The 22,899-nt window shown below is 63.8% G+C and carries 20 protein-coding genes and 1 pseudogene; 12 read left to right on the top strand and 9 right to left on the bottom strand.

Annotation, left to right across the window (positions count from 1 at the left end; all coding sequences use genetic code 11):
* Nucleotides 1-83: 83 nt before the first annotated feature.
* Nucleotides 84-1,301, top strand: a complete 1,218-nt coding sequence (locus tag KF708_00595; protein MBX3411184.1) for an SGNH/GDSL hydrolase family protein — start codon at nucleotides 84-86, stop codon at nucleotides 1,299-1,301.
* A gap of 102 nt (nucleotides 1,302-1,403) precedes the next feature.
* Here KF708_00595 and KF708_00590 read toward each other — a convergent pair whose 3' ends face one another.
* Nucleotides 1,404-3,095, bottom strand: coding sequence for an arylsulfatase (locus tag KF708_00590; protein ID MBX3411183.1), 1,692 nt, complete (start codon nucleotides 3,093-3,095; stop codon nucleotides 1,404-1,406).
* Between the two features lie 271 nt (nucleotides 3,096-3,366).
* On the opposite strand from KF708_00590, the gene KF708_00585 reads away from it, so the two are divergent.
* From KF708_00585 to KF708_00570, 4 genes are all read left to right on the top strand, one after another.
* A complete protein-coding gene (locus tag KF708_00585) occupies nucleotides 3,367-5,007 on the top strand; it encodes a B12-binding domain-containing radical SAM protein (protein ID MBX3411182.1) in 1,641 nt (546 codons plus the stop codon).
* 339 nt (nucleotides 5,008-5,346) lie between these two features.
* Entirely contained in the window at nucleotides 5,347-6,780 is a 1,434-nt protein-coding gene (locus KF708_00580; protein MBX3411181.1) for a DUF1501 domain-containing protein, read from the top strand.
* Nucleotides 6,781-6,974: 194 nt separating this feature from the next.
* Nucleotides 6,975-7,463: a DUF1569 domain-containing protein gene (locus KF708_00575; GenBank protein ID MBX3411180.1), complete on the top strand. Its 489-nt coding sequence runs from the start codon at nucleotides 6,975-6,977 to the stop codon at nucleotides 7,461-7,463.
* A 16-nt stretch (nucleotides 7,464-7,479) separates the two neighbouring features.
* Nucleotides 7,480-7,788, top strand: coding sequence for a cupin domain-containing protein (locus KF708_00570; protein MBX3411179.1), 309 nt, complete (start codon nucleotides 7,480-7,482; stop codon nucleotides 7,786-7,788).
* A gap of 9 nt (nucleotides 7,789-7,797) precedes the next feature.
* Here the strand turns inward: KF708_00570 and KF708_00565 are convergent, their stop codons facing one another.
* From KF708_00565 to KF708_00540, 6 genes are all read right to left on the bottom strand, one after another.
* Entirely contained in the window at nucleotides 7,798-9,732 is a 1,935-nt protein-coding gene (locus KF708_00565; protein ID MBX3411178.1) for a glycogen debranching enzyme N-terminal domain-containing protein, read from the bottom strand.
* A 343-nt stretch (nucleotides 9,733-10,075) separates the two neighbouring features.
* Nucleotides 10,076-10,864, bottom strand: a complete 789-nt coding sequence (locus KF708_00560) for a hypothetical protein (GenBank protein MBX3411177.1) — start codon at nucleotides 10,862-10,864, stop codon at nucleotides 10,076-10,078.
* Nucleotides 10,865-10,961: 97 nt separating this feature from the next.
* A complete protein-coding gene (locus KF708_00555; GenBank protein ID MBX3411176.1) occupies nucleotides 10,962-11,966 on the bottom strand; it encodes a carboxypeptidase regulatory-like domain-containing protein in 1,005 nt (334 codons plus the stop codon).
* A 2-nt stretch (nucleotides 11,967-11,968) separates the two neighbouring features.
* Nucleotides 11,969-12,319 (bottom strand): PadR family transcriptional regulator, encoded by a 351-nt coding sequence (locus KF708_00550; protein MBX3411175.1) that lies wholly within the window; start codon nucleotides 12,317-12,319, stop codon nucleotides 11,969-11,971.
* A gap of 147 nt (nucleotides 12,320-12,466) precedes the next feature.
* On the bottom strand, nucleotides 12,467-14,236 hold the full coding sequence (locus KF708_00545; GenBank protein ID MBX3411174.1) for an arylsulfatase: 1,770 nt from the start codon (nucleotides 14,234-14,236) through the stop codon (nucleotides 12,467-12,469).
* Nucleotides 14,237-14,438: 202 nt separating this feature from the next.
* Complete coding sequence (locus tag KF708_00540) at nucleotides 14,439-14,822, bottom strand: STAS domain-containing protein (GenBank protein ID MBX3411173.1); 384 nt, start codon at nucleotides 14,820-14,822, stop codon at nucleotides 14,439-14,441.
* Nucleotides 14,823-15,061: 239 nt separating this feature from the next.
* Here KF708_00540 and KF708_00535 point away from each other — a divergent pair, with 239 nt between their 5' ends.
* From KF708_00535 to KF708_00520, 4 genes are all read left to right on the top strand, one after another.
* On the top strand, nucleotides 15,062-15,613 hold the full coding sequence (locus tag KF708_00535) for a pyridoxamine 5'-phosphate oxidase family protein (GenBank protein MBX3411172.1): 552 nt from the start codon (nucleotides 15,062-15,064) through the stop codon (nucleotides 15,611-15,613).
* 22 nt (nucleotides 15,614-15,635) lie between these two features.
* A complete protein-coding gene (locus KF708_00530; protein ID MBX3411171.1) occupies nucleotides 15,636-15,974 on the top strand; it encodes a hypothetical protein in 339 nt (112 codons plus the stop codon).
* A gap of 238 nt (nucleotides 15,975-16,212) precedes the next feature.
* On the top strand, nucleotides 16,213-17,121 hold the full coding sequence (locus KF708_00525; GenBank protein ID MBX3411170.1) for a GGDEF domain-containing protein: 909 nt from the start codon (nucleotides 16,213-16,215) through the stop codon (nucleotides 17,119-17,121).
* A 264-nt stretch (nucleotides 17,122-17,385) separates the two neighbouring features.
* A complete protein-coding gene (locus KF708_00520; GenBank protein MBX3411169.1) occupies nucleotides 17,386-17,613 on the top strand; it encodes a hypothetical protein in 228 nt (75 codons plus the stop codon).
* A 217-nt stretch (nucleotides 17,614-17,830) separates the two neighbouring features.
* Here the strand turns inward: KF708_00520 and KF708_00515 are convergent, their stop codons facing one another.
* A complete protein-coding gene (locus tag KF708_00515; protein MBX3411168.1) occupies nucleotides 17,831-18,322 on the bottom strand; it encodes a hypothetical protein in 492 nt (163 codons plus the stop codon).
* A 336-nt stretch (nucleotides 18,323-18,658) separates the two neighbouring features.
* Between KF708_00515 and KF708_00510 the strand changes: the two genes are divergently transcribed.
* Entirely contained in the window at nucleotides 18,659-19,270 is a 612-nt protein-coding gene (locus KF708_00510) for a hypothetical protein (GenBank protein ID MBX3411167.1), read from the top strand.
* Nucleotides 19,271-19,375: 105 nt separating this feature from the next.
* On the opposite strand, the pseudogene KF708_00505 reads toward KF708_00510, so the two are convergent.
* A pseudogene (locus KF708_00505) lies at nucleotides 19,376-20,035 on the bottom strand (hypothetical protein).
* Nucleotides 20,036-20,653: 618 nt separating this feature from the next.
* Here KF708_00505 and KF708_00500 point away from each other — a divergent pair.
* Together KF708_00500 and KF708_00495 are read left to right on the top strand one after the other, a co-directional pair.
* Nucleotides 20,654-21,793, top strand: coding sequence for an iron-containing alcohol dehydrogenase (locus KF708_00500; GenBank protein ID MBX3411166.1), 1,140 nt, complete (start codon nucleotides 20,654-20,656; stop codon nucleotides 21,791-21,793).
* A gap of 31 nt (nucleotides 21,794-21,824) precedes the next feature.
* Nucleotides 21,825-22,862, top strand: coding sequence for an iron-containing alcohol dehydrogenase (locus tag KF708_00495; protein MBX3411165.1), 1,038 nt, complete (start codon nucleotides 21,825-21,827; stop codon nucleotides 22,860-22,862).
* Nucleotides 22,863-22,899 lie beyond the last annotated feature (37 nt).

Raw genomic sequence — 22,899 nt, 5'->3', positions numbered from 1 at the left:
ACTGGAGGGTTTGCTCCTCGACCCGCGTTCCGGAAACGCGCCTTCCGGAAATCCCAGCGTCTCTCCTCGGGCCTGCCGCAACTATGATCGAAAACGCTCCCCCGGCACTAGCGGAGCCACGGCCACGGCTTGCCCGCTCGTGGCGTCGACTCGTCGTGCTGCGCGTGATGAGTGTGGCCGCCGGGCTGCTCGCCGCCTGGGTACTGCTCGAAGCGGGGATGCGGCTGTTTGATTTCCCGGCGGCTCCAACAGTCGCCAAGCGTATTCTGCTCAAGAAAGACGCGCCCCAAAAACTCCGCTACGACTGCTACCCAACGAATCCGCATGGCGAATTCCAGCCGCTGCCCGATACCTCGCAGGCGACCTGGTCGCTCTTCACCAGCACGCTTCCTCCCACAGAATTGTCCCTCGACCGTTTGTCCGAAACTCCCTGGTGCGTCGAATACAGCAGCTACGATCTCACGCTGCGTGCGCCCGACTTCGCGCGACAGCCTCTCTCCGGCGTGCGGCGCATCGCGGTCTTTGGCGACTCGTTTGTCTATGGCGAAGGCGTGCCGATCGAAAGCACGCTGACGCGCCAAGCAGAAACGCTGTTGGGGACTGGCTACGAGTTGCTGAACCTGGGGGGATCGGGCTGGAACACTCGCCAGGAGCGGGCGGCGCTCGAGCAATACGTCCCCCTGCTTCAAGCGTCACGCGCGATCGTCGTCTTCACGGCGAACGACGTGGAGCCCACGCCGGAACTCGCCGCGCGGCAATCGTTCCTCAACGACCTGGTCAATCTGCGCGATGACCCGACGCGCTCCAGCGAAGCGCGATCCTGGTTCAGCGTGCCGTCGCGGCTTGTTCAGTTCGTCGATCGCACCATCGACATGCGGCGGATCCGGAACGAAACCATTCAGTGGTACCAGGACCTCTACGATCCGCTTTATAACCAGCCCAATTTGGAAAAACTCGCCGACGACCTGCGGCACATGCGGTCACGCACCGATTGCCAGGTCGTCCTGGTGCTGTATCCGCTCCTGGAGGGATTCGAGGGTGCGTATCCGCTGGCCGAGGTACACCGCAAAGTGGCCGCCATGGCTGAGTCGGTCGGTCTGCCCGTGCTCGATCTGGCGCCCGCTTTCGCCGGACAGACGACCGCAGCGCTATGGGTCCACGAATCGGACCACCATCCGAACCGCCAGGGACATGCCATCGCCGCGCGGGCGCTCGTCGATTGGCTGACAACGCTGCCCGGGTTTCTCGACGGTCCCCCCTCGAGCGACTCGCCCGAGGGACAGGACGACGCAGGGACCTAGAATCTCGCCTCCAAGCTTGGTGCAAGCGACTCTGCCCACCCAGCGGCCTTGGGCAGGCTCGTCACCGCTCGGCTAGGCGTCCCTCGGGTCTGCCGGCCGCGATCACTTCTCCTCTGCGCTCCGCTGCAGCATCGGAAAGGCCTCTTGCAGCTTGCGCTTGACTTTGATTTCGCGCAGCGTGTCTTCCAGGATGTTGGCCGGATTGAAGCTCGGCGCGACCGATCGCGGCGGGAATTCCTGGAAGGTCCCGGCGAATTCGAACACGTCTTGCATGACGCCATACATGCTACCGACGTGATCGAGATTCCAGTCCCAGTAGGTATTCGACGTGATGTCGGCCCGCTCGAAGGGGTCTTGCATGATGTTGAAGATCTTCTGCAGGCGGAGCGTCGTGAACGGTTCGGCCCAGACCCCCATCGTGCCCTGCTTGCGCTGTTCGGCGAATACGAACTTGTAATCGCCCTGGCGGTAGGCCACGAGTTGTCCGTCGTCGTCGGTATAAAAGAACCGGTCGCGTGCGCTCTTGGCGCCATTGTTCTTCCCGACCGTGCCTGCGACCGAGGTGAGAAACTTCGATTGGTCGTAGCCGTCGAGGTGTACCTTGTACTGCTTGCCGTTCGCCTCGTGTCCGTGACGCAGCTTGTCGACGATGTCCGGCTCGCCCACGATGGCGCACAACGTGGGAATCCAGTCGTTGTGGCTCATCAATTGGTTGGTGACCGTCCCCGGCTGGATGTGGCCGGGCCAGCGCACCAGGCAGGGCACGCGGAAGGCCCCCTCCCAGTTGGTGTTCTTTTCCGAACGGAAGGGGGTCATCGCGCCATCGGGCCAGGTATTCATGTGGGGCCCGTTGTCGGTCGTGTAGACGACGATCGTATGGTCGGCGATCTTCAGATCGTCGAGCGCCTTGAGGATCGTGCCGATCGTCTCATCGTGCTCGATCATGCCGTCGTTGTATTCGCTGTCGCCATGCTTGTAGCGGCCGCGATGCTCGTCGCGCACGTGCGTGCGCAGGTGCATGCGGGTGGAGTTGAACCAGCAGAAGAACGGTTTGCCCGTCTCGACCTGCCGTCGCATGTAGTCGATCGCCGCCGCCGAGGTCTCGTCGTCGATCGTCTCCATGCGTTTCTTGGTCAGCGCGCCGGTATCCTCGATCGTCTGCTTGCCGACACGGCCAAAGCGCGGATCGACGGTCGGATCGTCGACGTCGGTCGCTTTGCAGCGCAGCACGCCGCGCGGACCGAACTTCTTGCGGTACTCGGGATCCTGAGGATAGTCGGGCAGTTCCGGCTCCTCTTCCGCATTCAGGTGGTAGAGATTGCCGAAGAACTCGTCGAAGCCGTTGACCGTGGGGAGCGTCTCGTTGCGATCCCCCACGTGATTCTTGCCAAACTGGCCGGTGGCGTAACCAAGACTCTTGAGCAAGCCGCCAATCGAGGGATCGAGCTGGTTCATGCCCATCGGCGCGCCGGGAAATCCGACCTTGGTCAGGCCGGTGCGGATGCCGTGCTGTCCGGTGAGGAAGGCCGCTCGGCCCGCCGTACACGATTGCTCGCCGTAGTAGTGCAGGAAGCGGAGCCCCTCGTGGGCCAGGCGATCGATGTGGGGGGTCTCGTAGCCCATGAGACCGTCGCTATAGGCGCTGACATTCGTCGTGCCGATGTCATCGCCAAAGATCACCAGGATGTTGGGCTTCTTGGCGTCGGCTTCACCTTGGGCCAAGCTCGTCGTTGCTTGCGCGATCAGAGCCACGAGCACCAGCAGTCCGAGCGATCGTTGCGTTGTGTTGCACATGCGTCACCTTCGCCTTGCGTATCCCCCCTGAACACCTTCCCTTCACAGCGCATAATCCTAGCTCGCCGCGGTGCCCATTGGGACGGTCGTGCGGAAAAAAAGGGGCCCGTACGGCAGCGGCGCCCCGTCCGCCGGAAGCCCGACCTTTACCCCTGAATTGGTTGACATGCTTTCGCGACGGGACTAGCCTGAAGCTACTTTTGAAGGTGAGGCGGTGCGCGCCGAAGGTGCGGCCCGTCCATCAGTTAGCACTCGTGGGGGGAAGTCGCTGATGTCGATCGATTCTTCGGCGCTGCACATTCTGGGCCCGATCTCCGTGGTCGCGGATCAGACGCCCCGCACCGCCTCGACGCCGACGCGGCACGTGACGCTGGTGCGTCCGACGATGGTGTCGTCGGCGGGCACATGGAGTTCCCCCGTCACGCCCCCGCTGGGGCTGGCCTACCTGGCCGCCATGCTCCGCGAGGCGGCCTTCGAAGTTGAGTGCGTCGACGCCATCGCTGAAAGCGTCGAGCAATTCGTGCAAGAAGATGGCTACGTCTACCAGGGACTGACCCTCGAAGAGACGGTCGAGCGTATCGATCCCCTGACCGATCTGATCGGCGTCTCCTGCATGTTCAGCCAGGATTGGCCCTACGTGAAGCGGCTGATCAACTCGATCCGCGCCCGTTTCCCCGAGAAGATCATCGTCATCGGTGGCGAGCACGTCACGGCGTTGCCTGAGCTCTGCCTGCGCGACTGTCCGGCCGTCGACTACTGCGTGCTGGGCGAAGGAGAAGAAACGCTGGTCGAGGTGGCCCGGCTGCTCGATTCGACCGAGGCGCTGCAAAAGGTGGCCGGCCTCGCCTATCTCGACCGCGGCGAGTACAAGCAAACGGCCTCTCGGGCGCGGATTCGCGCCGTCGACAGCCTGCCGATGCCCGCTTGGGATCTCTTTCCCATGGAGGTCTATCTCGAGACGCGCAACGGTCACGGTATCTACCTGGGACGCACGATGGGCGTGCTCGCCAGCCGGGGTTGCCCCTACAAGTGTACGTTCTGCTCGAATCCGAAGATGTACGGACAGCTTTACGTGCCGCGCAATCCCGCGCACGTGCTCGACGAGATCGAGCACGACATGAAGAAGTACGGCGCGACGAACTTCGACTTCTACGACCTGACGATGATCCTCAAGCGCAACTGGATCCTCGAATTCTGCCGCCTGATCGAAGAGCGGGGGCTGAAGATCACCTGGCAGCTTCCCACCGGCACGCGTTCGGAAGTGGTCGACGACGAAGTCGCCGCGGCCCTGTTCCGCACGGGCTGCCGCAACATCACCTACGCCCCCGAGAGTGGCGACCCCGAGACGCTCGACATCATCAAGAAACGCGTCCACGTGCCGTGCGTGCTCGAATCGATTCGGGCTTCGCTGCGCAACGGCATCAACGTGAAGTGCAACATCATCATCGGCTTCCCCCACGAACGGCGGAAGCACGTGCTCCGCACGCTCGTCTTCTGCTGGCGGATGGCGATCGTCGGCGTACACGACGTGGGCATCTTCCTCTTCTCCCCCTATCCCGGCAGCCAGCTCTTCAACGAGCTGCGCTCCGACGGCATCGTGGGGGAGCTCAACGACGACTATTTCCAGTCGCTCGTCAACTTCATGGACCCCACGTCGACCGTGGCCTTCTCGAAGCATGTGAGTGGGCGCGAGCTGGCCTTCTGGCGCGGGATCGGCATGCTGACCTTCTTCGGCCTGTCGTACCTGGTGCGACCGTGGCGGTTCTTCCACTTCGTCAAGAGCGTGGTGACGAACGACAGCCGCACGGTGCTCGAGCAACGGGTCTCGGCCCTGCTGCAGCGTCTGCGATCGCCCGCCAAGAAGTCGGGCTCGCGCGAGTACCAGGGCTCGGTCGCTACTTCTACCCGCTAAACGCCGGCACGCTTGGGCCGGAGAAGCGTTCGGTCACTCCTGGCGCCTGTTTTAATGCGCCAACCTGTGACGTCGGCGTACTTCGCCTTCGCCACGTGGGCGCAAAACAAAAGCTCCCAGCCACGGCGACTCTCTTGGTTCGTCGTATGGGCTGGAAGCTCTATTAGCCAGAGCGTCGAGGCGGGCTATTTGTTACACGCGATTCGCACCGCGATTGTTCGGCATGTCGCGCTCCTTGCTTGTGTCCGCGGAGGGCTCGCTCTATCGTGAATGCCGTGCCGAGCAGGTCCGTACGCCCCGTACTCGGCAACCTCCTTCGTCTGGCCACGAGTACACGGCATGCCATCGGATCGTTCTCCGCGTTTGAAGTTCTGCCCCGGTCCGTTGTGCCGCCGCGAGTTCCTGCGCGTGGGGCTCACCGGGTTGGGCACGCTGTCGCTGCCGGGCATGCTGCGTCTGCGCGCGGAAGCTGCCACCCCAGCGCCGACGACGACGAACACCGCCGTGATCCTCGTGTGGCTGCGGGGTGGCGCCAGCCATCTCGAAACGTACGATCCCAAACCCGACACCTCGTCCGAATACCGCGGGCCGTTTGGCGCCATCGCGACCACGAACCCCGGCCTGCACGTCAGCGAGCTCTTGCCGCGACACGCGCAGATCGCCGACAAATTCACCATCGTGCGTTCGATGGCGCACACCGGCGGGGGGCATCCGGCCGGTTCGCTGCAGTTGCTCTCGGGCGATCCCGATGCCCAGGACAAGCCGGGGCCCGTGCTCCCCGACTTCATGACGGTGGCCAACTACCTGCGCCGCCACGGCGAGCGCCGCCTGCCGAATTACGTCGGCGTGAACGCCATCACGCGTTACGATTCGTTCGTCATCGCGGGTCCGGCTTATCTCGGACCGTCGTACGAGCCCTTCAAGGTGACGGGCGACCCGAGCAACCCCGCGTTCGAAGTGCCGAACATCGGCTTGCGCGATGGCTCGCAGGTGAAGCGCCTACAGAATCGCGTTTCCCTGCGTCGACAGATCGACGGTCTGCGTCGCGATCTCGATCAATCGGGGCTGATGGAGGCGGTCGATGCGTTCGAGGCGCAGGCTCTCACGCTGCTCACCAGTCGCGAGGCGGCCCGGGCCTTCGACCTGTCGCAAGAAGACTCCCGCGTGCGCGAGCGTTACGGCTTGAACCCGTGGGGCCAGCAGTGCCTGATGGCGCGGCGGCTGGTCGAGGCTGGCGTCGAGCTTATCACCACCACGTTCGATGGTCCCTTGTGCGGCCGCGTCGCCAATTGGGACGACCACGCCGTGAACCATCATGTGTTCGACGCCATGAAGTTCCGCGCTCCCGTCTTCGATCAGGCCGTCACGGCGCTGGTCGAAGATCTTTACGCCCGCGGCCTGGACCGGCGCGTCTTGGTCATCGTCACGGGGGAATTCGGCCGCACGCCACGCATTTCCTACCTGCCGAGCAGTGGCGGAGGGGTCGCCAGTGCCGCTCAGGGGGTGACGCAGCCCGGGCGCGACCATTGGCCCGCGGCCAACTCGATGCTCTTCGCGGGGGGTGGCATCACCACGGGGCAGGTTATCGGCGCGACCGATCGCCGGGGCGAAGAGGTCATCGAGCGCCGCTTCGGCCCCGGCGACTTTTTGGCGACCGTTTATCGCCATCTGGGAATCGAGGCCGAGCACGTCGCGCTCGAGGACTTCTCGGGCCGGCCGGTGCCGATTCTGCGCGAGGGGGCGCCCATCGCGGAATTGGCCCCGCGCGCGTAGCTGGGCAAAGACACCGAAGATCACCGCACAGCGAGTCCGCCTCTCGTGACGAACGGCCCTGTTCCCTTTCCGCTGCCGCAGCCTGCCTTCTCGGAACGATTGCATTGAGATCGTGACACCGCTCACCCTAGAATGCGGGCGAGTCGTCTTGCGCCGCCAGCCATCGCTTGCAGCAACATTCCCGCGAGGAAACCATGGCCAGCACCGCCACGCCCGTCAACACCGCCTCTGTCTCCGGTCGCCGCGAGGTTCATTTCGATACCGTCGATGACATCGTCGTCGACGCCGAATGTCTGCTGAAAGGTGGCTACACGCGCCTGGGCAATTGGAATCTGGGGACAATGTCCACCCATCTGGCCAAGGCCATGCAGACGGCGCTCGACGGTCCCTCGTTTCAAGCCAACGCGTTCGTTCGCCTGTTCGCACGTAGCCTGTTTAAGAATACCGCGCTGAAGAAGTTGAAGCCGGGCTTCAAGCTCCCGAAGAAGGCCGCCTCGCTCGCGCCTCACGTCGCCGAAGATCGCCTCGGCGTCGAGGAATTGAAGATGACCGTCGGCCGTTGGAAGCGCGAACCGCAACGTCACGCGCACGGCTTCTTAGGCCCCTTGACCGACGACGAGTGGAACCGGCTCACGCTACGCCACGCCGAAATGCACCTCAGCTTTCTGTTGCCCAAGTCGTAACCTGCACGAGATGGCCGTGAACCTGCTGGCTGGCATTCCCACGTCGATCCCCGACGAAGTGACCGACGTCCTGCTGACGGCCGACCACCTGCGCATCGAGCGCATCGTTTCCCACGGGCAGGCCTCGCCCGAGGGGTTCTGGTACGACCAGCCACAGCACGAATGGGTACTCGTGCTGCGCGGCGCGGCAAGGCTCGAGTTCGAGCACGACACGCGCGAACTATGCGCGGGGGATTGCGTGAACATTCCCGCGCACGTGCGGCATCGTGTCGCCTGGACGACCCGCGACGAGCCGACGATCTGGCTGGCGATCTTCTATGGCTGATCCGAAAGGCTACTTGAGCACCACTTCAGTCAATCGAATCAATTCGCCCAGCGACCAGGCCTGCCAGGGGCAACCGCGCGGCGTGAAGGGAGCATCGCCATCGGCAATCTCCGAGACGTGCTCCAGCCCGGCTTCGTCGAGGTGCTTCATCAGCGGCCTGATGAAACGTTCGCGGGCTTCCTGCTTCGCCTCGGACGAAGCGTCGCGTGCGCGGACCCAGGCCTCGACGAAGGCCCCCATGAGCCAGGGCCACGCCGTTCCCTGATGGTAGGCGCCGTCTCGTTCGTTGACTCCACCTTCGTAGCGCCCGGCGTACCCTGGCGAACCGGGGGCGAGCGTTCGCAGCCCCATCGGCGTAACGAGCCGCGTTTCGACGGCTTCGACGACGCGCCGCGCGAGCGCCGCGTCGAGCAACATCAGCGGCAGCCCGCCGACGGCAAAGATCTGATTCGGGCGGAAGCTTTCGTCGACGGTGCCCGGCTGGTGATCGACATCGACGACATCGGCCAGGTAGCCTCGTTCGTCGCTCCAGAAACGCGTGGCGAAGGCACGCTTGCCCTGCCGCAGCAACTCCGCAAAGCGTGGATCGGCCCCTGCGTGCGAAGCGGCGACCGCCAGGGCGTTGAGCCACAGAGCCTGCACTTCCACCGGTTTGCCCATGCGCGGTGTGACGACGTAATCCCCCACCTTGGCATCCATCCACGTCAACTGCCAGCCGGGCACGCCACAGGCAAGCAGGCCGTCCTCATCGGCGCGAATGCCGAATCGCGTCCCCGCCGCATAACCGGCGACGATCGCCTGCACGGCCTGCTCCAGTTGCACGCGAGCCGGCGACGTCACGACATAGCCCGATCGCTCGGCCTCGGCCAGAAACTCATGAACGGCCACCACATACCAGAGCGAGGCGTCGACCGAGTTGAACTCGAGGGTATCGCCCGCGTCGGGGTAACGATTCGGCAGCATCCCTTCCGAGACGCAACTCGCCCAGGCCACGAGAATCTCGCCGGCGATGTCGAGTCGTCCGGTAGCCAGGCACAACCCGCGCAGGGCGATGAACGTATCGCGCCCCCAATCGGTGAACCAGGGATAGCCGGCCACGATCGTGCGGCCGGCGCCACGTCGCACGAGATAGGCATCCGCCGAGCGGGCCAGCCGACCGGCGAAACCGGCGCGACGCGACTGTTCGTTCGCCCTCAGCCGGGCCACGGCGTCGCTGGCTGATTCCTGGTCCAAAGTGGTGATGCCCCCCGGCACGTCGGCCGACAGCAGCCACACGGCCTCGCCTTGCGAGAGATCGAACTCGAAGGTCCCCGGTGAAGCGAGATCTTCGATCGAGTCGAGTCCCCGGCGTTGCTCTTCGACATACAGAAAACGCCGATACCAGTCGGGCCCCGGTTTGTATTGCGCGTTCGAGAACGCGATGATGCGTGGCACCCCTTCGTAGGGCTGCCAAGTTACCCGTTCTCCTTCTACCTGTGCGTCGAAGCAGAAGGCCGAGTTCTCGTGGTGCAGACCGTGATAATCGCGACCAGCCAATAGCGGACGTACGTAGAGCGTGCCCCGGTCGCGCGGCTCGACCAGCCGCCAGGTGAGGGTCGTCGCGGCCGAGTCGTGCGGCGCGCACAGCGCGTGCTCGATCTGCGTGCCATCTTCCAGCGCGAAGCGCCAGGTGGGCCACGGTTCGCGCTCAAAGCCCCGCGCGCGGCGTTCGCCATCGGGATACATCACGTCCGGCGCGTAGTGCTGCGTGGTCAGTGCGTACGTCCCCGCACGGGTGCGCACCCAGACCTCCATGCCCCCCACCAGCACCATGCGACCGGTGGGCGGGGTCGTGGCCACGAGCAGCAACGCATGGTAGCGCCGCGTGCGCACGCCGCGCACCGTCCCCGAGGCATAGCCACCGAGCCCATCTGCCTCGAGCCACTCTGCTTCGATCCCCGCCATGAATCTCCCCATACCCCGCCAGGTATCGAACCGCCCAGACCGCCACTCACGTTGCCGGGTGGCGGAATGCTCGCCATCCTGCAACCCTAGCTGACCGGAGCGCCACCGGGAGGGATGTTCGGGTGATGACGGCTCCGACGCCGCGTGCCGGCCCCCCCGCCCGAACGCTTGAACCGGCTGGCGCGATGAGGCGGGGCGTTCCACGGGAGCAAAGCATCGAGCCGCGACCACCTGTTATTGATGGCTGCGCGGCAAGTGAGCCCGAATGTATTGATCCCTGGCACGCCGGCCGGGCTCCCGTTGGTCGCCCTAGGTTCATGGGCAGTGCAGGGGTGAATAGAGCCTAACGTTCGCTCGCCGGCGTGTGCTCTTCGAGCCACTCGATGCCCGTGCGGACGTCGCTGAAGATATCTCCCTGCCACCCGTGCCCCCCGGCATACTTCGTCACTTTCACGTCGGCGCCGGCCTGCGACAGTTGCCGCGCCGCGGCATCCGCGAAGCGCACTGGCACGACCCGATCGTTATCGGAATGATAGATATAGAACGCTCGTCCTTGAGCGGCCGTGAGGGGAGGCAAGATCTCGGGCTTGAAGATCGACATGGCGGCGAAGGCCCCGCGCACGCGAGGGGAACCGAGCGTGGCAGCATAGGCCGCCGACCCCCCCGACGACCAGCCAAGCACATAGACGCGCTGCGGATCGAGTTGCTGCTCGCGCTCGACATCGGCCATCACCTGCGCGATGAATTCTTCGGTGGTGAACTGCATGCCCGGCACGCGGCTTTTCTTCGTCGGCCAGGTGATCTGCTGCCTGGGCGTCCACCTGGGGGAGACGGGTTGCGCCAGAAGATAGCCAGCCGGTACTGCCTGATCGAAGAGGCGCTTGACGAAGGGATGGAACTCGGCGCCGCCGTCCCCGCCGGGCAGCACGACGATCAGCCCGTAGCCCTTCGCAGGGGGTGTCTCGTCCGCTTTCGGCCCCACGAGAAAATAGCGGCGCTGTTGATCCCCTTCGATCCGCCGGCTTTCCGACTTGATGTGGGCCACATCGTCTTGCGCGCGGGCGACACCAAGAGAAGTCGCGGCGGCACACAGGACGAGATACGCGATTCGTACGAGGATTTGGGTCGACATGGTATCGCTCCTGGAAAAATATCGTGGGAACCAAAGAGTGGGAGCGCGCACCGCGAGCGCAGAGGGGACTACGGGGCTCTCGAAACGCGATCCGCGACTACGATTCGGACAGCGCCGGCGCGTGCGAGGTGACGATGATCTCGGCCGCACTGCCCACGCGAAAGGCTTGCTCTTCCCAGTCGCGGCCGGGAATCTGCAGAAAAATCTCGGCCTGATCGTCGGTGCGAAAACAATCCAGCGTCACGCGGCCTTCGACATCGGTGAGCGTCTGCACCGGTTCGCGCGCCATCCAGTAGATCAACTGCTCGTCTCCCACCGGCGGCTGCCGCGAGTGCGGTGCCACCAGGGCGTTCGGCACCGGTCGGCCGTTCGCGTCGCGGATGACCAGCGTCACCGGCATGGCCGTCTCGAGCGAGAGTTGTAGGCCCGCTTGTTCCGCAACGGCGCCGTCGTCGACCAATGTATAGGCCGATTTCAAGGCAAAGCCGCTTTTCACTGCGGAGACAAGCACGGCGTATTGACCACGCTCGGGAATCACCTGCGCCAGGCGAAAGCGTCCGTGCGCGTCGCTCGAGGTGGAAAAGTTCTCTTGAAAGAACCTGCCGCCCGGCCAGGTCTTCAGAATCACCAGGATCCGCGCATCGGCCAGCGGCGCGCCGTGCTGATCGACGACGCCGCCCTTCACGTCAAGATTCGTGCGCGGCGGCAACTCGGCCGATCCTTCACTCGTGCCGGCCGTTGCGGCGGCTCCCTGTGCCAACATCTCGGTCTGCCAGGCTTCTTGCTGCAGGCGCATGCTGCGCATTCCGACGGCCAGCCATGTTCCCAACAAAACCATGAGTGCCAGCCCGACGGCGATCCCCGCGCGCCACAGCACCATTCCACCCCACGACTCACGCCGGCAGGCGTCGGAGTATTGACGCAATGAACCAAAACGCTGCTGCGCACGTTCCCAGGCCTCGTCGAAGGGAACTCCGTGCGTCATCTGATCCTCGACGAGCGAACGCAAATGGAACATCAGTTCCTCGTCGATTGCCCGATCGGCGTCCGGACGGACATTGAGAGCGCTGGGGCGACGGGTGAGGCGATCGATCCACGACATGCTCAGGCCTCCGCGGGGCGGTAGTTCAACACGCGATCGATGGCCTGGCTCATCCGCTGCCAGGCCTCGGTTTCGGCACGCAATTGCTTTCGGCCCAGGGGGGTCAGTTGGTAATACTTCGCGCGCCGGTTGGACTCCGAAGTGCCCCAACTGGCGGCGATCCAGCCGCGACGCTCCAATCGGTGCAGCGCGGGATAAAGCGACCCCTCCTCGACCTGCAAGAAGGCTTCGCTCACCCGATCGAGATGCCGCGCGATCGCATAGCCGTGGTGCGGCCCGCCGGCCAACGTGCGAAGAATGAGCAGATCGAGGCTCCCCTGCAGCAACGTCGATCTGGATTTCGACTCGGACATCGGCACTCCCCTAGAATGACAAGGGGTAGCATACCCGACACCCCTTGCGCGTCAAGGGGAAGCTTCCGGAAACTTTTCCCAGCCCTGTCGCGCGAGGCTGGCCAAGCGGCCGAAGCACTGCCCCGCGACATCGCCGGCGTTCGGCCTTTAGGGCAACCGCTGCACGTCGACGTAGTGGGCGCCGATGCCCTCCTCTTGGGCGTTCGAGGAAAGGACCGCCTCGAGTTGTCCCTGTCCCGCGGGCAGCCTCACTTCGCGGAACGTGTGCTCCGTGGCCCCCTGGACAAGGTCGGCCGTCCGCGTGACATCGCCGAGCGAAAAACTGGCGGTCGAGTCCTCGCGCACGGCCGGGAAGCGGAGCGTGACGTCGAACGTGCCGGGCGTCGCGACGTCGACGAGCCAGTGCCCGCGTCCTTTCTCCCCCCACGTGGAGTCGGGCCCGCGCCAGTCCTGCCGCGTCAGGGTCGCCGGATTCTCGTGTTCGGTCCCGAGCACGATGCGCGGCGGCGCGAACTCCCGTTCTGCCCGCACATCGGCGTACCAGGCGTCGTAGCGCGCCGTCAGGTCCGCCACGAGATCGGGATGCTCGGCCACGATGTTCTTCTGCTCGTAGGGATCGACCGACAGGTCGTAGAGCTCGAACGGCGCATCCTCGTAGCGCCGATCATCGTCGCGCGCGCCAAGGGGTTGCGCCAGCTTGTAGCGCTGCGTCCGGACGGCGCACGCGCGGTGCGGCTGTGGCACCTCTCCCCGATGCCACTGGAAAAAGAGCGTTCTGTCCGGCCATTCGCTCGCTGCGCCGGTAAGCAGCGGCAGCAGGCTCTTGCCATCGAGCTTCGGTGTAGCAGCGACTTCAACTTCACACGCATCCAAGATCGTGGGCACGAGGTCAAGGTGGGCGGCAATCGGTTCGACCTGGCGTCCCGGCTCGATGCGGCGCGGCCAACGCACGAAACAAGGCACGCGGATTCCACCTTCGTGAACATTCCCCTTCAAGTCGAGCATGCCGGCGTTGTAGCGCGGTTGCTGCGGACCGTTGTCCGTCAAAAAGATCACGATCGTGTCTTGCGCCAACTCGAGCTCGTCGAGACGCGCCAGCAGCCGGCCCACGTTTTCATCGATGTTGTTGACCATGCCGTAGACGCGGGCCGTCGTGTCGCGATCGATCTTGCTCGGCAGCGGCTGACCGGCCGTGCGGCCGTAGTCGAGCGTGCCGAAGTCCACGTTGCGATAAGGCTCGACGTAACGCTCCTCGACCTGCAAGGGAGTGTGGGGACAGTTGAACGCCAGGTAGGCGAACCACGGCTCGCCGCGATGTCGCGCCACGAAGTCGATCGCCGCGTCGGTATAGATGTCGCTGCAATAGCCCTGTTTCTGCACGGGCTGGCCATTCTCGACGAGGACGGGGTCGAAGTACCCGTCGCCCGGTGGCCCGGCCGGCTGCGCGATCCCGCCGCCCCGATGAACGAGCGTTTCCTGAAAGCCCTGATCCTGCGGGCGCAAGGGATAATTGTCTCCCAGGTGCCACTTGCCGAAGATGCCGGTGCGATATCCGGCACTGGCGAGCATCTCGGCCAGGGTCACTTCGTCGGGATGCATCATCGAGCGTCCCAGGTAGGTGTCGACGACCCCCGTGCGGTAGTTGTAGCGTCCCGTGAGCAGACTGGCCCGAGTGGGCGAACAGACCGGCGAGACATAAAAGGTCTTGAACTGCGCCCCCTGTCCGGCCAGCCGATCGAGATGCGGGGTCCGCACGGCCGGGTTGCCATGCACGCCGAGATCGCCGTAGCCCTGATCGTCGGTGATGATGAGCAGCACGTTCGGGCGTTCAGCGGCGATCCCCACGCGCGCAGCGACGGCCATGCAAATGACGACCAACAGAGCGCACGTGGAATCGCGGAGCTGCGGAGCAAGCATGCCTATACCTCCGCCAACATGATAGCGGACAAAATGGATCGCTTGGTAACCATTCCCGCCGCGGTGTTCACGTACAGAATCGCATTGACCACCCAACGCCGGTCGGTCGGCCGCCGACCAGGCCGGGCAGTTTTGCCGATCAGTTGCCATACCTTCGACGGTGAAGCGTTGGCAAAAGAGCCAACCGCCCGGGTCGGTGCGTTTATCCAAACCAACCTTTTTTCTTTTCCGTCGCTCCGCTGAACGCTGCTAGCGCGGTCGCTTCGTCCTTTTGAATGTCGAGCAACTTGTTCAGCTTGGTAATCGTGAAGACCTCGAGCACCTGCGGGCAGATATCGCACAGCTTGAGCTTGATGTTGTCGGCCTTGCACTTCTTGTGCAGCATGACTACCTGGCCGATCATTGCCGACGACATGAAGTCGACGCCGCGAAAGCTGACCAGCAGCTTGCGGTCGGCCGCGGCCTCGAGCGTCAGCTTCTCGAATTCCTTGCCGATGGCGCGAATCGCTCCCTCGTCGAGGATGCGGCGCTGCGCGAACGTGACCAGGACCACATCGCCACGATCTTGAATGGTGAGAGATTCCACGTTGAGCTGCCAGGTATAGGAGGGGGGGAGGCGGGGCGTCGTGCTTCGCTCGGAAATCGTGCGCGGCAGATCGCCACAGTGTGGCTTGCCACGCCCGGGGAATCAACGGGCCTCTTTGAACCACGCTCGGCAGCGTCATTTCCGAGGAAAAAAGGGCGTGCGGCGTCCGGCCGAGCCGCGAAAGCTATGATTGATCGTGCCTTTGTTCTGCCAGGAACGTGGAACCCGGGATACTACGTATGGCCAAATTCTTCACCGAGCTGAACGATAGCCTGCGCGAGTTCATCGCTCGGCAGCACATCTTTTTCCATGCCACGGCACCCCGGGTGGGACGTATCAATCTCTCGCCCAAGGGGCTCGATACGTTTCGCATCCTTTCCGACTCGCGGGTCGCGTACCTGGACCTGACCGGTAGCGAATGCGAGACGGCCGCCCACCTGGCGGAGTGCGGTCGCCTCACAATCATGTTTTGCAGCTTCGATGCCAAGCCGCTGATCGTCCGGCTCTACGGTCAAGGCCGGGTGGTGCGTCCCCGTGACACCGCCTGGTCCGAACTGCGCCCCCACTTCGCGGACCTACCGGGTGAACGTCAGATCATCGTGCTCGAGATCGAATCGATCATGACGACCTGTGGCTTCGCGGTGCCGCGGTACGAGTTTCAAGGACATCGCGAGCAGTTGAACGAGTTTGTCGAGAAGATGGGACCCGAACGCATGGACGAGTATCGCCGTGAGCGGAACCAGACGAGCATCGATGGCCTGCCCACCTACTTGCTCGAGGATGCGATCTAGCAACGTGTTCGAGAGACCGCCGATGCACTACCTGCTGTTTTATGAAAAGGGGCCCGACTACGTGGTGCGTGAATTGCCCGTGCAGGCCGATCATCTCGCGCACGTGCTCGCGGCCGTGGAGCGAGGCGAACTGCAACTGGGGGGACCGCTCGCCGATCCGGCGGACGGCGCGAATGTGCTGCTGTTCCGCGCCGATTCGCCCGACGTGGTGACGCGATTCGCGAAAGAGGATCCCTACGTCGTGGCGGGAGTCGTCGCACGCTGGCACGTACGCCCCTGGCTGACGGTCGTAGGCCGCGACGCAGCCTGTCCGCTCGCGATTGCCGGAAACAAGCCGGAAGCCCCTGGAGACGTGCGCTGAGCGCTGATGGCAATACGACCAACCGACCGGCATTGAAATAACAGTCGGCGGATGGCAATTTGCCAACCCCCCATTGGCGAGCTAGGTTTTACAGAGAGCTCGAAGTGGCCGCCCAGGCGCGGAGGATGGGGGCTGACGCGGCGACGCTTGCACCTGTTCACCCCTCCACGATCTCGCTGCTACGCCGGTCCGCCTGTCCACCAGGCGGTCCACTGCCTCCAGCCCTATGATCGCTACCATGCACGCGCTCAGCCATTTCTGGCCCCCCTTTTTCTACTTCATGCTGGGCTTCGCTGGTATCTCGGGCCTATTGGCCATCATCAGTCCGAAGGCCTTCGCCGCCGTGGCCGGTTACAGCAACCGCCTGGTGAACGCCTCGCAGACCGATACGGTGTTCGACAAGTGGATCGACATCGACCGCTTCGTCTTGCAGCATGCCCGTTACTTCGGGCTGCTCGTCACGGTGTCGGTGGTCTATCTGTGGTTTCTCTGGACCTACGGACGGAACGCCGGATCGAGCTCGTTTCTCATCGTCATCGTGTCGATCTCGTTGATGATGGGCACGCTGTCGCTGGTGCAGATCTCGATTCAGAAAAAGCAGATCGAGTCGCACCAGTCGCAGGCGCACACCGACGTGCTGACCGGGCTGGCGAATCGCCGGTCGTTCGACATGGAATTGGCGCGCCGCCTGACGCAACGTCAACGGCAGGGTACGTCGCTCGCGCTGATTCTGATCGACCTCGATCACTTCAAGACGATCAACGACACCTGTGGACACCACGTCGGCGACGAGGCCCTGCAGTTCGTGGCGAAAATCTTGTCCGAGACCGCCCCCACGGCGGCAATGGTCTGCCGCATTGGTGGCGACGAGTTCGCCGTGATTCTGGTGGGCGAAACGCTCCGCTATGCGACCCGCGTCGGCGAACGCTTTCGCACGGCCGTGGCGAATCGCACCGTCTCGATCGACGACAAGGAGCACCATTTCACGCTCAGCATCGGCATCAGCGAGGCCCAGCCCGACGACGATCCCACCTCGTGCGTGAAGCGTTCCGATTCGGCGCTCTATTCCGCCAAGGCCGCGGGGCGCAATCGCTGCTTCGTGCAGGGGGGGCCCGAGCCTGCCTTGCCAGAGCCGTGCGCCGTCTAAGGCACACCGCGGCCACGGGGGAGGCGGTGCTAGCAGCCTGGGGAAGAATGCACTCGTGGCATTCTTCCCCCTCGCCAGGTTCGCAGGCTGAAGAACACTTCCCCGGCCTGCTAGCACTCACCCCGCCCGCTCACGCCATCGCGGCTGCCATCCCTTTTTCGATGAGCCGTGGCCGGACTCGATTCGCCGTAGACTGCCGCCCCCTGTTTCGCGATACTTTCCGCCGTGTGGCGAGCGAAATCGTTTTCCAGGAGGGTCTGCGAGATGCAATGGAAGGCACTTTCGGCCGGCGTCGTCGAAAACATCGGCAAGGCGGCGTGCAGCGTGTGTGGCGCGTCGATGGCCGGTTCGGCTTTCACGCCCGACTTCGATCACGGCGACACGCCGGGCAGCATCGAATTTCTGCAAGAATGTCACTCGACCGACTTGAGCGATGAGCATTCGCTCGTCTGCAGTGGATGCCGTCGACGCATCGACAACCTGCTCGACTGAACGAACCGTGTCTTCAAACTCCGGCTGGGCACCGGCACAGCAGCCACGGAGTTGAGCCGCGCCTGGCGAAACCTGGCACGTTCCCTTGTGCGCTGAAAGGAAGCTGCCGGCGCAGGACAGGCTTCAGCTTCCACCACGCGGCATTGCCATAGCACCGGCAGCGCGCGATGCTGCTCGTCGCGGCGCCAGCGGTGAACGCTTCGGCCGTGGCTCGCGTCTACACCGTCTGCACGACGATCCCTTGCTGCAAACGCCGATTCTCGATCGGCCAGACCGGGCCGTACGTCGGGTTATTCAGGGCGGCCTGCGCCTTGGCCGCATCGATCTTGTTGTAGAACCGCTGCATCAGAAATGTGTACAGCAGTGCCAACAGGATGCAGCCCAGAACGAAAGCCAATTCACCCGGCGTCAGCACGGCCAAGACGGCTCCCGCCGCGATGCGCGCCAAATACGCGCAGATGCCCATCACCTGGCTGGCGGCCATGCCAAGATAGCCCAGTGCCGAACGCACGATCGGGATCAGCCCAACCAGCCAGGACGAATTCTGCATCGACGGCGCCACGAGCTGACACAACTGCTGATAGGCCAGTTGGGCCGATTGCGCGTTGCCGCTGTAGATTGCTTGCCAATACTGCGTCAGCAGCATGGCGTATTGCTGGGCCTGAGCGGGCGTGGCACCGGGGGGCAAACCAGGAATGACTTGCGACATGAGGAGTCTCGCTCGAAGTAGAGTTCGCGGGTTTCCATCTCCATCTCACCGACGCTCGATTGAGATGACATTTCGTCGCCAAAAGTTCCTTCTCGAGCGCTGGGGATCGGCTGTTTTCTGGAGCCATCGCACCCCAAGGGGCCAACCGCCGCCTGGCTGCTGGCCTATTCTGATTGAGAAAACAGCACGATTCAACGTCCTACGTGATACCCGCCATTCCCCGGCTGGCATTCGGAGAATAGCAAGCCTAACGTGGGGAATAGGCGGCCCCAACCAGGGGCTTTCGAGGTGCCATCCGGGGCGACGAGCACGCGGTCGTCCATAAGGACCCCTGACATGCAAAACTATCTCGGTCTCGCGAGTGTCGTGTTGGTCGTTTCACTGGCAGTGACCATCGGAGACGAGCCGGCGAAAGAGATTCCCGAAGATCTCCCCTCGCCACCGGTCAACCTGGACGTCGAGTATGCCAAGACCAGGCTGGCGCTCGCGCAAGCCAGCCTCGATCGGGCCGAGGGGCGCAACAAGAAGGTGGCTAATACCGTCACCGTAAACGTGCTCGCGCAATACTATCGCGATGTCGAGATTGCCAGGCTTGCGCTCGAGGATGCGGAGCAAGGCGATGCCAACTCATTCAACGTCTGGTTGGCAGAAGCCGAGGCGCAATGGAAGTCGGCCCACGCAAGTTGGCAAAGTGCCCTGGCGGCGAACAAACGCATGCAGGGAACGGTACACACGCTCGACGTCGAGCGTCTCAGGCTTCGCGCGGAATTGCTCCGCCTCAATCTCGCGCGTGGCCGAGCCCTGGTCGGTCAATCGCGCGACAAGCAGCTCGAGTGGCAACTCAGCGCACTCAACGAAGAGATCCGGCGGCTGTCGGACACGGTTTTCCGTACCTCTCCCACCGGCGGCGGAAGTCGTTCGATCTGGTATCTCTACGATCCGTGGTAAGGTTGGTCTGCCCCGTGCGCGTCATGGTTCTTCATAACGCAGGCCCGACTGATCGTCGGGCAAGGCGATGCGGGCCGAGCCAGTGCGTCCTTTCGCGCCTTCGTGACGACCGCTCGCGGCCAGCAGCCGTCCGTTGTCGAGGCCGACGATCCCCAGCGAGCAGTCGAACTGATAACGACCCATGAGCTTGAAATCGGCATCGGTCACGAGCAGCACCTTGGGAAAGCCATAGCAGCCGAACCACCAACGATCGTGGGCAAAGGTCGCCGTCTGGATGCCCAGGTGCGTATGGCCACTCGGGATGACATGCCTCTTGATGAACTTGAACTGCTCGTCGTATTCGTAGACATAGTTTTCCTGCACCTTGCCGGGCAGCCCCCCTACGACAAAGTAATGTCCCTCTCGCTTCGCAATGCCGCCGGCCCCATAGAACGCCTCGGGCACGGAATGCCTGGCCAATTCATCCAGCGTGTCGGCGTCGTAGACATAGACCCACGAGTCGGCGTTGCCCGCGGGGTCATTGAACTTGCCCAGGTTCACCGCCACGTAGAGTTTGCCCTCCGCATGGCAGAGATCGCCGTGATGATCGGCCACCGGCACCTTCTTCAGCAGCTTGCCCGACGGGGCGGTTTTGACGAGATAGGTCGTGAACGACCAGTAGATCGCCCCGTCGTCGACGCAAATGCCCTGCAGATGCTCGGGGTAGTGACCCTCGCAGGCGACCTGGTGAAACTTCTCGTCCGCCGCCGCAGTGCTGACGAACAAGACAGTGACCAGAAATAGAACGATCATTGGCATGCGTGTACCCTGCGAACGTGTCGCCGCGAATTGTGGGAAACCGCTGTGTCGCGTGATTCCTGCCAAGGTTGCTGTCCTCGACACAAGCGAGTTTGTGGAAATCGATCGAACATGGTGCGAGTAGTCATCGCGGTCGCATTCGAGCCTGCGGCAGATTGTAACGAGACTGGGCGTCGATGTGACGATCGATTTCGCGGCTACTTTCAATATACGATGCACCTTTGTTTCGACGTGGTTCGGCGAGTTACCGTGATGGCTCGGCATGGCACGTTTTGGCCCCTCAACTGGTCTGACAGGATCGTGTGCCCCTTGAAGCCCGGTGAGACAATGATGCTCGAGCTAGAAGGAACGGAGCAATTCATCGAGCGCTGTCCTGAGCAATTCCAGGCACTGGTTGTTTGCACGTCCTTCGTGAATGACCGTGCCACTTCGGCAGGCCTTCGCCCACTGCTGGCACTCGTCTTCTTAAACTGACGCCGGCGACTGAGGCGACTGACAAGCCATCCATCCCCTATCCCCCCGCTTGACGCTCCCCCACCGCAGGCGTAGATTCGCCGCGGACTTTACCACGCAGCGAGGGTGTCGATGTCGATCACGGTGTTCAGTTTTCCGACGCGGATTCAGTTTGGCCCCGGGGCGCGCTCGACGCTGGCCGAGTTCGCCCAGCGACACCACGTCGCTCGTCCGTTGATCGTGACCGACAGCGGGCTCCCCGGCACCGACGCCTATCGCCTGGCGGTCGAAGCGGCCGACCAAGTGTGGCCGGGCGCTTGGACAAGTTTTTCCGGCGTGCATCCCAACCCACTCGAGCAGGACATCGAGAACGCGTGGGAGGCCTACCGCGGCGCGAGCTGCGATGCCGTGATCGGGCTGGGCGGCGGCAGCGCGCTCGATGCCGCCAAAGCCGTGCGTCTTAAAGCCGCCTTCCCCCAGCAACGGGTGACGAGCGTCCCGCTCGCGCAGTTGCCACCGAAGTTGATTCCCATGTGCGGCATCCCCACTACCGCGGGCACGGGGAGCGAAGTCGGCCGCAGCACCGTCATCACTTCGTCCGAGACGAACCGCAAGACGGTACTCGGCGGCCCCCCCCTCATGCCAGAGTTGGCCATCCTCGATCCCGAACTGACGGTAGGGCTGCCCGCCAGGCTCACGGCCGCCACCGGCATGGACGCCATGACGCACGCCATCGAGTCGTACGTCTGCCCGGTGTTCCACCCGATGTGCGATGCGATCGCGCTCGAGGCCGTGCGGATCGTGCGCGAGCATCTTCCCCGCGCCGTCGCGGACGGAAAAGATCTCACAGCGCGGGGCTATATGCTCATCGCGGCCTCGATGGGGGCGGTTTCGTTTCAAAAAGATCTCGGCGCCGCGCATTCGCTCGCCCATCCGCTGTCGAGCGAACATCACGTCCATCACGGGCTGGCCAACGCCGTCGTGCTGCCGCACGTGGTCCGCTTCAACGGCGAAAAGAACAGCGAACAATTCCGCCGCGTGTCCGAGGCCCTCGGTGTCTCTCCCGGCAACACCCCGGCTGCCGCGGTGGCAGACTTCCTGGCAGAGTTCAATCGCCAGATCGGCATCACTGTCACGCTGCGCGATTTGAACGTGCCGCGAGAGAACCTGCCGAAGCTGGCGGCGCTGGCCATGCAAGATGGCTGCCATCTGACGAACCCGCGCCCGTGTACCGAAACCGACATGCTCCGACTCTACAACGAGTCGTGGTAGCCCGCGACAAACGGGCCAGGCGACTCACCTCATGCTCGAAGCCTCTCCCCAGATTGTCGGTCGGACCAACGTCGTGTCGAGTCGTTTCGGCGCGGGCGCGGTAGACGGCCTCGCGCGAGACATCGGCCGCTTCGTCGTCACCACGATGGATCTGCCGTGGCAGCTCGTCCGCGATCGCCTCGGCGCCGAGCCCGTTGCCGTGCTCCAAGTCGACTCGATGGAAGAAGCGATCGTCGACGCCCAAGTCGCCGCGACGCCCGATTGCGACGCTGTCGTCGCCGTCGGCGGCGGTCAGGCGATCGACCTGGGCAAGTATTTCGCCTGGAAGCGCGGCGTGCGATTGATCTCGATTCCCACGATTATCAGCGTCGACGCCTTCGTCACGCCTGCCGCGGCGATTCGTCGCCAACGGCAGGTAGTCTACCTCGGCCAGGCGAGCCCCGATCCGCTGGTGATCGATTACGATCTCATTCGCACCGCCCCGGCCGATCTGAACATCGCCGGCGTGGGAGATCTGCTCTCGATTCACACCGCCTGCCGCGATTGGGAAATCGCCGAACGAGCCGGCCGCTCCACGTTTCCCTTCAGCACAGGCGACGTCGAACGTGCTCGTGCGATTCTCATGGACGTCGAACGCCATGCGGACGATATCCGCCAGGTGACCGACGCCGGCCTGCGCGCGATCGTCGAAGGCTACCTGCGCGTGAATACCATCTGCCTTCCCGCGGGCCATTACCGCGTCGAGGAAGGTTCCGAGCACTTTCTTTTCTACGAGCTCGAAGAACGCACCGGCCGCGCCTTCATCCACGGCCACATCGTGGGACTGGGCATCTACCTGCTCTGCCGCCTGCAAGCGAACCGCGTCGAGTGGATCACGGCGCTCATGGATCGCCTCGGCCTGCGTTACCAGCCGGCCGATCTGGGACTCGATCGTGCCACCCTCGTCGCCGCGCTGCACAACCTGCGTGCCTTCACCGAGTCGCGCCAGATGTGGCACTCGGTAATCCAGGAACGCGAAATCAGCGACACCTGGATCGACGCGGCACTCGCCGACCTGCGCTTCGCTTGAGCGCACAGCGTTGCTCGACCGCCGCACTGCCTGGCGT

Source organism: Pirellulales bacterium (genome assembly GCA_019636335.1).
In the GTDB taxonomy this organism is placed as follows: Bacteria; Planctomycetota; Planctomycetia; order Pirellulales; family JAEUIK01; genus JAHBXR01.
Note: the sequence above shows the minus strand (reverse complement) of the source record. Positions and strands in the feature narration are given on the sequence as shown.